This is a genomic window from Bifidobacterium sp. UBA744, assembly GCA_002298605.1.
In the GTDB taxonomy this organism is placed as follows: Bacteria; Actinomycetota; Actinomycetes; order Actinomycetales; family Bifidobacteriaceae; genus Bifidobacterium.
The window spans coordinates 28,080-40,435 of the sequence record DBKS01000010.1; the positions used below are offsets into that span (position 1 = coordinate 28,080).

15 protein-coding genes are annotated in these 12,356 nt (G+C 60.4%); 12 read left to right on the forward strand and 3 right to left on the reverse strand.

The window, feature by feature from the left end; genetic code table 11:
- From trpA to B2994_RS01025, 12 genes are all read left to right on the forward strand, one after another.
- Positions 1-603: tryptophan synthase subunit alpha (gene trpA, locus B2994_RS00970; RefSeq protein ID WP_291526539.1), on the forward strand; the 603-nt coding region annotated here is incomplete at its 5' end.
- Positions 604-612: 9 nt separating this feature from the next.
- Positions 613-1,599, forward strand: coding sequence for a prolipoprotein diacylglyceryl transferase (gene lgt / locus B2994_RS00975; RefSeq protein WP_291526540.1), 987 nt, complete (start codon positions 613-615; stop codon positions 1,597-1,599).
- 11 nt (positions 1,600-1,610) lie between these two features.
- Positions 1,611-2,276 carry a ribulose-phosphate 3-epimerase gene (gene rpe, locus B2994_RS00980; protein WP_291526541.1) on the forward strand — a complete coding sequence of 222 codons (666 nt, stop codon included), beginning with the start codon at positions 1,611-1,613 and terminating at the stop codon, positions 2,274-2,276.
- Positions 2,277-2,322: 46 nt separating this feature from the next.
- On the forward strand, positions 2,323-2,586 hold the full coding sequence (locus B2994_RS00985) for a phosphoribosyl-ATP diphosphatase (RefSeq protein ID WP_291526542.1): 264 nt from the start codon (positions 2,323-2,325) through the stop codon (positions 2,584-2,586).
- A 53-nt stretch (positions 2,587-2,639) separates the two neighbouring features.
- Positions 2,640-3,491, forward strand: a complete 852-nt coding sequence (gene hisG / locus B2994_RS00990) for an ATP phosphoribosyltransferase (RefSeq protein ID WP_291526543.1) — start codon at positions 2,640-2,642, stop codon at positions 3,489-3,491.
- A 51-nt stretch (positions 3,492-3,542) separates the two neighbouring features.
- Positions 3,543-4,160 carry a CDP-alcohol phosphatidyltransferase family protein gene (locus B2994_RS00995; protein ID WP_291526544.1) on the forward strand — a complete coding sequence of 206 codons (618 nt, stop codon included), beginning with the start codon at positions 3,543-3,545 and terminating at the stop codon, positions 4,158-4,160.
- Complete coding sequence (locus tag B2994_RS01000) at positions 4,157-5,128, forward strand: DUF881 domain-containing protein (protein ID WP_291526545.1); 972 nt, start codon at positions 4,157-4,159, stop codon at positions 5,126-5,128. The genes B2994_RS00995 and B2994_RS01000 overlap by 4 nt, the downstream gene beginning before the upstream one ends.
- Positions 5,129-5,461 carry a small basic family protein gene (locus B2994_RS01005; RefSeq protein ID WP_291526546.1) on the forward strand — a complete coding sequence of 111 codons (333 nt, stop codon included), beginning with the start codon at positions 5,129-5,131 and terminating at the stop codon, positions 5,459-5,461.
- A 4-nt stretch (positions 5,462-5,465) separates the two neighbouring features.
- The gene (locus tag B2994_RS01010; protein ID WP_414630614.1) at positions 5,466-6,293 is read left to right on the forward strand and encodes a DUF881 domain-containing protein; all 828 of its coding nucleotides are present in this window, start codon (positions 5,466-5,468) and stop codon (positions 6,291-6,293) included.
- Positions 6,294-6,298: 5 nt separating this feature from the next.
- Positions 6,299-6,757 (forward strand): FHA domain-containing protein, encoded by a 459-nt coding sequence (locus B2994_RS01015; RefSeq protein ID WP_291526548.1) that lies wholly within the window; start codon positions 6,299-6,301, stop codon positions 6,755-6,757.
- A 102-nt stretch (positions 6,758-6,859) separates the two neighbouring features.
- Complete coding sequence (locus B2994_RS01020; RefSeq protein ID WP_291526549.1) at positions 6,860-7,498, forward strand: MerR family transcriptional regulator; 639 nt, start codon at positions 6,860-6,862, stop codon at positions 7,496-7,498.
- A gap of 90 nt (positions 7,499-7,588) precedes the next feature.
- Positions 7,589-8,395, forward strand: a complete 807-nt coding sequence (locus tag B2994_RS01025; RefSeq protein WP_291526550.1) for a gamma-glutamyl-gamma-aminobutyrate hydrolase family protein — start codon at positions 7,589-7,591, stop codon at positions 8,393-8,395.
- Positions 8,396-8,509: 114 nt separating this feature from the next.
- Here B2994_RS01025 and B2994_RS01030 read toward each other — a convergent pair whose 3' ends face one another.
- From B2994_RS01030 to B2994_RS01040, 3 genes are all read right to left on the reverse strand, one after another.
- Positions 8,510-9,229, reverse strand: a complete 720-nt coding sequence (locus tag B2994_RS01030; RefSeq protein ID WP_291526551.1) for an HAD family hydrolase — start codon at positions 9,227-9,229, stop codon at positions 8,510-8,512.
- Positions 9,230-9,296: 67 nt separating this feature from the next.
- Positions 9,297-9,641 carry an RNA polymerase-binding protein RbpA gene (locus tag B2994_RS01035; protein WP_291526552.1) on the reverse strand — a complete coding sequence of 115 codons (345 nt, stop codon included), beginning with the start codon at positions 9,639-9,641 and terminating at the stop codon, positions 9,297-9,299.
- 79 nt (positions 9,642-9,720) lie between these two features.
- On the reverse strand, positions 9,721-12,309 hold the full coding sequence (locus B2994_RS01040) for a DEAD/DEAH box helicase (protein WP_291526553.1): 2,589 nt from the start codon (positions 12,307-12,309) through the stop codon (positions 9,721-9,723).
- Between the last annotated feature and the right edge of the window lie 47 nt (positions 12,310-12,356).

A 12,356-nucleotide genomic window follows, 5' to 3' on the forward strand; every position in this document is an offset into this window, starting at 1 on the left:
CTGAACAGCGGGGAATCCATCAACGGCGTGTTCAAGGCGGCGGAAACCGTGGCCAATGCCGGCGGCGTGCCGCTGATCATGAGCTACTGGAATCTCATCTATCACTATGGCGTCGAGCGCTTCGCCCGTGATTTCGCCAATGCCGGCGGCGCCGGGCTCATCACGCCGGATCTGATTCCGGATGAGGCGGGGGAGTGGATCGAAGCTTCCGACCGCCATGGCCTGGACCGCATCTTCCTGGTCTCCCCGGATTCCTCCGACGAGCGTCTCGCCGTCGTGGCAAACAACGCTCGGGGCTTTGTCTATGCCGCCAGCCGCATGGGCGTGACCGGCGAACGCGCCACCATCACCGATTCCCCCGAACGGCTGGTGGACCGTGCCCGCAACGCCGGCGCCAAGCACGTGTGCGTCGGCATCGGCGTGTCGACCGCCGAGCAGGCGGCCACAGTCGGTTCCTATGCCGATGGCGTGATCGTCGGATCCGCATTGGTGCATCAGCTGCTTGACGAATCGGGTCGCCACGCCCTTGACGAGGGCGAGGGACTGGCCCTGCTGGCCGCCAAGGCCGATGAGCTTGCCGGCGGCGTGGCGTCGGCCCGCTAGGATGAGGCTATGAATCTCGCATACATTCCCTCACCGTCGATATCGTATTTCACGCTTGGCCCGGTGACGATACGCTGTTATGCCCTGTGCATTCTCGCGGGCATCGTCGCCGCCGTATGGATGACGACCAAGCGGTGGCAGCGTCTCGGCGGCACTTTCGACCAAGTGTTTGACATCACCATCGTCGCAGTGCCCAGCGGCATCGTCGGTGCCAGGCTGTACCACATCATCACCACGCCGGAACGTTTTTTCGGTCCCAACGGCAACTGGGTCGAGATGTTCAAGATCTGGAATGGCGGACTTGGCATATGGGGCGGCATCCTCCTCGGCGCATTGGGCGCATGGGCATGGTGCCGTCACAGGCACTATCCGATGGCGCTGTTGGCAGACGCGATCGCGCCCGGACTGTTGGTTGCCCAGGCCATTGGACGTCTGGGCAACTGGTTCAACCAGGAATTGTATGGCGCCCCGACCACGCTGCCATGGGGGCTGAAGCTCAATACCGATGGCACGGCGATCGGCTCCACCGAGCAATGCTATGACGGGCGGACCTGTCCCACCGGCACGCTGTTCCACCCCACCTTCCTGTACGAGATGATATGGAACCTGATCGGAGCGGCCCTTATCATCTGGATCGGTTCGAAGGCCGTCAAGAGGCTGAAGGCCGGATCCCTGTTCGCCATATACGTGATGTGGTATACGGCCGGACGCACCTGGATTGAAATGCTGCGCATCGACTTCGCCCACACCTTCCTCGGCGTTCGCATCAATGTGTGGGTGTCGATGGTGGTGTTCGTGCTTGCCGCCGTGGCGTTCGCGCTGATCATGCAGCTGGGCAAGCCGGTTGAACTACTTGCCGAGAAGCTGCGTACCGTCACTGAGATGGAGACCCAGTTGGAGGCACCCGTCGACCCGTCGGCGCCGGCCGGCCAGGCCGACGCGGACGCGGACAACGCCGCGATGCCGGCCGAACCTGACGTACCCACCCATCCATAGAATGAGGAGCCATGAGCATTCAGATCGCCCCCAGCATCCTATCCGCTGATTTCTGCAACCTTGAGCGAGACCTCAAGGCCATCGCCAATGCGGATCTCGTCCACGTTGATGTTATGGACCATCATTTCGTACCGAACCTGACCCTTGGGGAGCCAATCGTCAAGCGCATCTGCGAAGTGACGGATCTGCCGGTCGACGTTCATTTGATGATTGAGGATCCGGACCGCTGGGCACCGGAATTCGCCAAATGCGGCGCCGCGTCGGTCACCTTCCATGCCGGCGCCACGCATGCCCCGGTGCGTCTGGCCCGCCAGCTGCGCGAGATGGGCGTCAGGGCGTCATATGCGGTTCGTCCCGCCGAACCGGTCGAGCCGATTTTCGACATTCTCGACGAGTTCGACATGGTGCTGGTCATGACCGTGGAGCCCGGTTTCGGTGGCCAGAAATTCCTCGGCAATCAGATGGGCAAGGTGCGCCGTCTGCGCGATGAAATCACCCGGCGCGGTCTGGACGTGAACATTCAGGTTGACGGCGGCGTGAGCCCCGCCACCGCGGACGTTGTGGCGGCGGCCGGCGCCGATGTGCTGGTCGCCGGTTCCGCCGTATATGGCGCCGACAACCCGGCCGGGGCCATCGAATCCATTCGAAGCAAGGCCCAGGCCGCATTCAGGGCCTGAGACGTTCAATTGTTCGTTAGCATCGATCAGAAAGTGAAAGCATAGTATGAAGTCGTTTGAGTCGCTGTACGCCGAGCTGCTCGAAAAGTCCAAAACCCGTCCGGAGGGCTCCCTGACCGTGGGCGAGCTCGACAAGGGCACGCATTTCATCGGCAAGAAGATCGTCGAAGAAGCCGGCGAGACGTGGATCGCCGCCGAATACGAGGGCAACGACCGCATGGCCGAGGAGATGAGCCAGCTGCTGTATCACGTGCAGGTCATGATGATCAAGCATGGCGTCACCCTCGAGGATGTATACAAGTACCTGTAACCGCGAGGCCGCATAAGGCTTTGCATGGATTCGTTCAAATCACAAGGAGAATCATGCTTCGCATCGCTGTGCCCAATAAGGGCATGCTGTCGGAACCGGCTTGGAATATGCTGTCGGAGGCTGGTTATCGCCTGCGCACCAACTCGCGTCAGCTGGTGGTGCAGGATCCCGACAACGAAATCGAACTGTTTTACCTCCGTCCGCTCGACATCGCCGTGTATGTCGGTGCGGGCACCATCGACTGCGGCATCACCGGCGAGGACCTGCTGAAGAATTCCGGCACCGCCGCCCTCGAGCACATGCCCCTTGGCTTCGGAGCCTCCACCTTCCGCTTCGCCGCTCCGAACGAGTCTCCGATCAGCAAGCTCGAAGACATTGAGGGCAAGCGCGTCGCCACCACCTTCGACAAGCTGGTGCAGGATTATCTGAAGGATCATGGCATCAATGCCCAGACCATTCATCTGGACGGCGCCGTGGAATCCTCCGTGCAGCTCGGCGTGGCCGATCTCATTGCCGACGTGGTGTCCACCGGCACCACGCTGCGCAACGCCGGCCTACGTATTTTCGGCGAGCCGCTGATGCATTCCGAGGCCTGCCTGATTCGTTCGCCGCGTCTTGCCGAAGACGATCCACGTCTGGTGGTGTTCTCCCGTCGTCTGCAGGGCGTGCTGACCGCCCACCAGTATGTGCTGATGGATTATGACATCCCCGTTGACAAGGTTTCGGCTGCGGTCGCTGTGACGCCCGGTTTTGAAAGCCCGACGATCTCCCCGCTGCACGATAGGCAGTGGAACGCGGTGCGCGTCATGGTTCCCAAGAAGTCGGTGAACCAGCTGATGGACGATCTCTACGAGGTTGGCGCCCGAGGCATCATCGTTACCGCGCTTCAGGCCTCACGCATGTAAACTGGGTGATCTGTAAGGCGAACGTCGCGCACAAAGGTATGGGAGGTGTCGATGGGAGCGCATCGCGAGGATACGGCGTACAGTCCGGAAGCCAGAGATCTTATTTGGACGGTGCCGAATGCCATCAGTCTGTTGCGCATCCTGTCGATACCGTTGTTCGCAGTGCTGGTTACCCGGCGCGACATGGTCTGGGCGTTGTTCGTCCTGGCCGTATCGGCGCTGTCCGACGGCCTTGACGGTCTGGTGGCTCGCAGATTCAACCAGGTGAGCAAAATCGGCCAGATTCTCGATCCGATCGCCGACCGCCTGCTTATTTTCTGTTCGGTGGTCGCGCTCGGCATCGCCGGCATCATCCCATGGTGGGTGCTTCTGGTCGTCGGCGCGCGGGATCTGGTCATGGGCATCGAGATTCTGGTGCTCGCCCAGTACGACTACGGTCCCCTTCCGGTTCACTTTGTCGGAAAATCCGGCACCGCGGTGCTGATGATGACGATCCCCGCGTTCATTATCGCGGAAATGTGGCAGGGCGCATTTACACTCGGCCTGCATCTGATCTGCATCGCCGGACTGATATGGGGCGCGGCGTTGTACTGGATGGCCGGGATCATCTATCTCAAGCAGGGCTATGACATCATCAAGACGGCCCGATCGGAACGTCCGCGGCGATGAGCGACGTGTTGCCGGAGCGCATGCCTCCCGAACTGCCCGTTGCCGTCGATATGATGCCTGTGCATCGCAGGGCTGTTTTTTCATCGGACGTCTGGCGCCTGACGGGACACCACCCCCAAGGGCCCCTTGGCATTCATGCCCAGGATTCGACCCGGCGACGCCGACTCGCCGACGATTCGCTGCGTCTCGTCGATGATCTGACGAACAGGCCCATGGATTCGCTCTATGCCGATTCGCTGCTCGACCAGCGTCCACGCTCGGCCGTGGAGATCTGGGGCACACGCTGCATCGTGTTCCTGATCTGCATCGTCGTCGGCATTTCCGGTTCCGTCGTGGTCCAGCGGCTGCACTCCGATCCGCGCAAGCAGCAGCGCGACTGGTATATCAGTCGTATCGAAGACGTTTCGGCGCAATCCGATGCGTTGACCAAGGATCTCGCGGATCTGAGGTCCCAGATCAATGCATTGTCCGACCAGGTGGGCGCGTCGTCCACGGACGAGACGCTGACGCGCGACGAACTCGGCATCGGCTCGCTGGCAGTGGAGGGCCCCGGCATCGCCGTCCAGCTCACCAATCCGGTTTCCGCGTCAAACACGGACGGGAAAACGGCATCGGGGACTAAAATCCGCGTGGTATCCGACGACGACCTGCAATGGTATGTCTCGCAGCTCTGGGGTGCCGGTGCGGAGGCCATCGCCGTCAACGGGTGCCGTCTCGGCGTGCAGACGTCCATCCGCAGGGCTGGCGGCACCATTCTCGTCGATCTCACGAAGATCGAAAGCCCGTATATTATTCAGGCCATCGGCGATAAAACCGCGCTGCGCAAGGCCGTTGACACGAACGTCGCGGGAACCGTGCCGGATATACTGAACGGAGCTGGCATTCACCCGCAGATTTCCAATCAGACGACGATTAGACTGGAAGCCGCGGAGTCAAAGAATCTGTCCTATGCAAGGAGTGTCGAGTAAATGGCCGCGGTACTTGGACTGATCATCGGTGTAGTGGTGGGCATCTTCCTGCAACCCGATATTCCCATTGTGCTGCAACCGTATCTGCCGATTATGGTCGTCGCCGCGCTCGACGCGCTGCTGGGCGCCGCACGTTCGTATTTTGAGCGCAGCTTCTCCGACAAGGTGTTCGTCATATCCTTCTTCTCCAATGTCATCACCGCGACCCTGCTGGTCGTTCTCGGCAACCAGCTTGGCGTCGGAACCCAGTTGACCACGGCCGTCATCGTCGTGATGGGCATTCGCATCTTCTCGAACGTCTCCGCCATCCGCCGGTTCATTTTCAGGGGATGATAGCGTGAGGGACAACGAGCGAGAAGAAAAGGGCGCGTCAAACACATTCCATCGCCAACGGCGCGCGGATGAGGCAAACGACCGGACCGCGACTGGTTCATTCCCCAAGGTGCGTCGCAAGTCCGGGCGTGTCGATCTCAATCGCAACGCCACGCGCAATCGCATCCTCACCAGCGTATTGGTGGCGGTCCTGTGCGCGCTGCTGGGCTTCGGGTATATGGTCCAGATGCATAACACCCAATCGTCGTACGAGTCGATGACCGAGGACGAGCTCAGGCGGCTGTTCACCGAAACCAGCACGCAGGTCTCCAAACTTGAGGATCGAAAAAACGAGTTGACCGCGCAGCTGAATTCAATCAAGGAGGCTGCCGACAAGCAGGAGCAGGCTCGCCGCGTCGCACAACAGAACGAGCAGACCAGCGGCATTCTCTCCGGGCGCCTACCGGCCCAAGGCAAGGGGATCACCATATCCATCTCCGAGAATTCAACCACTCCGATCGACGCGGCGACGATGTTCCATCTCATCGAGGAACTGCGGAATGCAGGAGCCGAGGTTATCGAATTCGATGGCGTGCGCGTTGTGACGTCCACATCCTTCACGCGCGGCAACGGCGGGCTGGTCTGCGACGGTCAGACATTGTCGAGCCCGTATATCGTGAAGGCCATCGGCGATCCCTCTACGCTGCAGAGCGCCATTGACATCGCCGGAGGAGTGGGCTCCTCGCTGAAGCTGGATTTCAATGCGACGGTAACCATCACCCAATCCGATGATGTGAAAATTGAATCGGTGCGCCAGCCAACGGCGTATCGTTATGCAAAGACTGTAGAATAGCTCGTATGACTGATCCGATTCCTACCGCAGGCGAGACCACCATTATTGGGATGCCCGCCATTGCCATTCCCGTTACCACCGCAACCGCCACCGGCGATCGCCCCCTCACTCAGGAAGATCTCGACACCATCGCGCGTCTTGCCGAGGGGACCGCGCTGCTGATCTCCACCAGGGGGGCGGTGACAGGCTCACGATATCTGCTGGATGAGGACGAGGTGACGGTGGGACGCGATCCAAGCGCCGATATTCTGCTTGACGATTCCACCGTGTCTCGCGCGCATGCGGTATTCCGCCGCATCGAGGGCGTATACCATGTGATCGATGCTGGTTCGCTGAACGGCACCTATGTGAACCGACAGCGCGTGGACGACCAAGCGCTGCGCAATGGCGACGAAATCATGATCGGCAAGTTCAGGCTGGTCTTCTTCACCAAATCCGCCGTGCTTGCCGCGCCGCAGGTCTGACGCGGGCTTGTCTGTCTGCACCGGTGTTGTGGAATCACCGATGGTTTCCTCACCGGTGCGTTATGATGCGACGCCGGGTCGTGACAAGGAGATGTGATGCATATGGCGGAACCCGCCCCGCATGTATCGCGGCATGAGCGCGCCGATTCCAATGCCTGTGCCATTCAAGGCGAGCTGTTCGGACCCGAGGACGCCCAGGACGCCAAACGCGGATACCGGGGGACTGTCGCTTCGAAAGTCGCAGGCATTACCTATCGCCAGCTTGACTACTGGGCTCGCAAGCAAATTGTCGAGCCTTCGATCAATCCCTCCCACGGGTCCGGTTCGCGTCGCCTGTATTCGTTCAAGGATGTGGTGATTCTGGCGGTTTCCAAACGTCTGCTTGACGCCGGCGTGAATTTGCAGAACGTGACCACGGCCATCGGCTTTCTGACTCAACGAACGGTTCAGCAGTTGGAGGACGTCACCATCATGTGCGACGGCGATACGGTGCATGAATGCACTACGAACGAGCAGGTCATCGACTTGGTGCACAGTGGACGCGCCGTATTCGGCGTGTCGGTTGGATCGCTGTGGCATCAGATCGAGGAGGCGCTTGAGCGTGAGCCGCATGTCGATCTTGAAGCCCCGGGCCACACATCGGCATCGTCTCGACCGTCGGTCCGCCCAATTGACGAGCTGACCGCCATGCGTATGCGCATGAAGCTTGAGGCTCAGAAGGCGCAGCGCCGGAAGATCTGAGCGCGTTTTGCCGTAGTCGTTGTTACATGAGCCGCTTACGCTTACAGGTAGTTGCTTCGTTTACTGGCTCCTGCAGCTTGGGGAGGGTTTATGACCGCCGAACGTCCGATGATTGCCTTGAGTCCGCTCATGGATTACGGTCGGGATAGCTTGTGGATGCTTCCCGGATATATGAAGGCGATTGAGCGAGCCGGGGGCGTGCCGGTGATGCTGCCGCTGAGCGGGAACCCGGCCGTTGTCAGCCAGTGCGCGCAGCAATTCGACGGTTTTCTCTTCACTGGCGGCCCGGATGTCGGTCCGTGGGTGCGGCCGGGATCAACGGTTGGGGCGCGGTGGGGTAGCGCCAGCAACATTGGAGACACGGAAGACCGCGAAGGTGATATGGGCGGCCGCCGTGCCGACGGGGATGCCACTGGCCGCAGCGAAGTGCTGAGCTACGGGCGCGACCGCATGGAATCATTGCTGCTGCAGGCGGTGACGAGCTTGGACAAGCCGATATTCGGCATCTGCCGGGGGATCCAATTCATCAATCGCTGGTTCGGCGGCACCCTCTGGCAGGATCTTCCCAGCGAACACCCCAGCGGCGTGGAACATCATATGAATCCTCCCTATGACGCCTTTGGCCACAACGTCACGCTTGCTCCTGGCACGCCGCTGGCAGATCTGTTTGCTGGGCAGCGGTCGATTGCAGTCAACAGCTACCATCATCAGGCGGTTCGCGACGTGGCGGATGGTTTCGAGGTAATGGCCACGGCGCCGGACGGCGTCATCGAAGCAATACGTCGGACCTCCAGCCGATTCCTGTGGGCCGTGCAATGGCATCCCGAATTCCTGTATGCAGTCGACCCGCGTTCGCAGCTGCTGTTCGACACCTTCGTCGACGCCTGTCGCGCCTGATCCTGTGGGTTATGTCACCCCTGCCATCTTTAGCCGATAATGTACGTTATGTCAGATTAGGTATCCGAAAAAAAAGATCATGTCCAACCGACGCGCCTCAGCGCTCACCCGGCATCAATGCTCGGCAAAGTACGCGTTGACCGCCGGGACGATGTCGCTGACCTGTTCGATGATCCGATACGCCCCATGGGATTCCATCTCGCCCTCGGGCGCATAACCCCAACGGCATCCGATGCAATCCAAGCCGCAGGCACGCGCGCCGTCGATATCGGTATACCGGTCGCCGATCATAATGGCCTTGTCTCCCGCATCGGGATCGAATCCAATATTGTCAAAGCAGTATCGGATGACCTGGTCCTTATCCAGCCGCGAATTGTCGGTACTGGCGCCGTAGATTCCATCCAACAGACCGGTCAGATGGAAGTGCTCGCAAATGGGCACGCATTGGTATTCGGGCTTGCAGCTCGCCAACGCCAGATAATAGCCGTCCGCGCGCAGCCGTTCCAACTGCTCCGGAATGCCCGGGAACACGACATTCACCAGTCTGCCCGGCACCTTGGCGCCCGGTTCGTTGGGATCGTCAAACACGGCCTTGTCGGCGTAATAACTTCGATAGACGTCGATGGCATGGTCAAGCTGATCCTCCGGCACATGATTGCGTCTCAGCGACTCGATGATCGCCGGGCCGATAAAGCGCTTGAGCTCCGCGTCATCGGGTACCGGACGGTTCAGGGCCTCAAAGGTCTTGACCACCGACCGGATGATGCCCTCATCTGATTTGGTAAGCGTGCCGTCCAGATCCAACAGAACGACCTTCATGGGATGCTGTGCCATGTCATACTCTCCATTGCCTTGCGGCGGATCGACTATGCTTCATATGATTGCCGTCCGACGACCGCGATTACTCGTAATCGGGAATCCAGCCGTCACGGTGCATCTGCAGCCGCTTGTCGAGCAGCGCCTTGAGTTCCTCTTCGCTGCGACGCTCCAGCAGCATGTCCCAATGCGTACGGGTGGGTTTGGTGATCTCGTTCGTTTCGCCGTCCTCCCCTTCTCGGTGGGCGACGGCGCCGCAGCGGCATTCCCACTCATCGGGAATCTCTGCCCCCTCGGCAAACGGCAGAATGGTTCTATGGCCCTTCGGACAGATGTATGCCACATCGTTCCTTGCGGCAAAATCGACATTGTCATCTGATTCGAGCGACTTTGCGCCAATGCTCATGCCCCTGAGGGAACGTTCCGCCATATTGGAGTCTCCTAACCTTGCAAACTCATCCAACGATATCCAACAGCTGGGACCATTGGATTATTCCGTTTGACGCCTCTTATTCAACGCCCGAATAGGCGACGATCCCCCTGTTGACAGCCAGGTAGGCGTCGTGCGCGGTCCGCGCCAGCCGGTCACCGTCGCCGGGCAGCAGATCCGCGATAGCCGCGATCTGCTGAAGCACATCCGCCAGCCGTTTGACATTGCGCACAAAGTCGCCTCCGGTCAGATCATTCGCATACAGCACAGTCGACAGATCACGCCCCAAAGCCCATTCGTAGACAATGTCGCATATGCCGAAGTCAAGCTGAGGCAGATCGTCAAGACCGTTGTCCTGGCATATGTAGCTGATCTGGGCCCGCAGCTTGCCCAAGGCACGGGCGGTGCTGAACACCGTGCCCTTCGCGCCGCCGGGATACTGCCGCGGCTCTCCCCCGCCGCCGCGCCGCGCCTCGTACACCAGACCGGATACGACCGCGGCGAGTTCCGCCGGATCGAGATCGTCAAGCAACCCGGATTCCAACGCCTCGGCGAGAACCAGATCCTGCTCGCTGTATAGACGCCGCAACAACTGGCCGCTGTCGGTGAGTCCGAACGCCTTGTCGGCAGTGCCGGCGGCATGGGTGTCGAACTGTTCGATATAGCCGAGTTGGTTGAGGACGGAACAGATTCGGTCGAATTGGCGAGCCACGGACCCAGTCCGCGAGTCATACCGCTCTCGAACGCGTTCGAGCTCCCGCTGCTCGCGTGCCCACCGATGGCCCCACCGCAGATGTCGTTGCAGATCCGGGCAATTGCGGCACGGATGATCATGCTCCCTGCGCTTCAATTGCGCGATGCGCATATCAAGGCTATGCCATGCGGCCTTGCGCGCCTCGTCCGAGGAGAACGCGGTATGCTTCAACGCGCGCCGCTCCCCCTTTTCCAGATCGGACAACTGCATGCGTATGGTCATGAACTCTTTGAAATCGCCCATTTGGCAGACGAACGCCTGCTCATAGCCCGTGAGCGCGCGCTCAAGCGTCGCCATATTCGACTCAAGCTGGGTGGCGGACTCATTGGCCTCCCACTGGGCAAACGAATGATCAAGCGTCCGCCGGGCCGTGGCATAGTCGCTGGCGTTCAGCAAGTTAACCGCCATATTGAACGTCGGCCGGAAGCTCGAATGCAATGGATAGACGCGCTTGGAGGACAACGCGGCCGCGGTTTGCGGCAGAAAGCCGGCGTGATCCACCACAATGGCGTGTCCGATGGTGTCGATGCCGCGACGGCCGGCGCGGCCGGTCAGCTGGGTGAACTCACCCGGGGTCAGACTCACATGGCCGGTGCCGTCGTATTTCTCCAGCTTCTCCACCACCACGCATCGCGCGGGCATATTGATGCCTAGCGCCAACGTTTCGGTGGCGAACACCATCTTCACCAGCCCCTCTTCAAACAGGCGTTCGACGATCTGGCGGAACAGGGCAATCATCCCGGCGTGGTGGGCTGCGAACCCCTCCTCCAGAGCAAAGCGGAATTGCGAGAAATGCAAGGTGGCGAGATCATCCTTAGTGAGCTGGCCTTCGACCATCTCGTCCACAATCCGTCGAATGCGCTCGGCCTCCCTGTCCGTGGTGAGTTCCAGCCCGGCGTTGATGCACTGGTTCACGGCCTGATCGCATCCGTTGCGTGAAAAAATGAAATAGATGCCGGGCAGCATGCCGAGGAAATTGAGCTCGTCCACCACAGCCCAGCGTCGAGGCGTGTGGCGCTGAGGCTTCCGGTCCTTCCCCCCGCGGGGATCGTACGATCGGTTGGATTCGCCTCTCCTGCCATGATACTGCCGGCGGGCCGCCTGACGGTCGAGCTGCTCAAGCCGAACCAGCAGATTCCGGTTCAGCGTGGTGGTCTGCTCGCCATGCTCGTCACGGAGATACAGGTCAAGGACCTCGGGCTCGCTGCGATCGTCCGACTGCACCAGGACATGCTGTTCCAGCGGCACGGGTCGTCGTTCGGACACCACCAGCCGCGTCTCGCCCCGCACCGACGCAATCCACGACGAGAAATCCTCGACATTCGATACGGTTGCCGAAAGCCCTACGATACGGACCGATTGCGGCAGGTGGATGATGACCTCCTCCCACACCGGACCGCGAAATCGATCGGCGAGATAATGCACTTCGTCAAGAATCACATAGCGCAGCGCATCCAACGTGGTGGAATGCTCGTACAGCATGTTGCGCAGAACCTCGGTGGTCATCACCACGATATCGGCTTCGGAGTTGATCGAGTTGTCGCCGGTGAGCAGTCCCACGCGGTCCTCGCCGTACAGATCGACCAAGTCATGGTATTTCTGATTGCTCAGCGCCTTGATCGGCGTGGTATAGAACGCCTTGACATTGCGCTGCTGCGCAAGGTAGATGGCAAAATCCGCGATCACCGTTTTACCGGCACCGGTGGGAGCCGCCACCAGCACATTCGTGTCGGCTTCCAGGGCATCGATGGCGCGGCGCTGAAAGCCGTCGAGATCAAACGACAGCGACCGCTCGAATTGCGCCGCAACGGTTCCGGCGTGCCGCTGCCGCGCCTTGAATGCGGCATACCGCTGTGCGGCGCCGACATGTCCACTGTCATGAGGTTGCTGTCTGCGATGATGAGGTGCTGCCATATCAACGGTCTTTCATTATGATTGTCAGGTCACGGCGACGGGCCGGC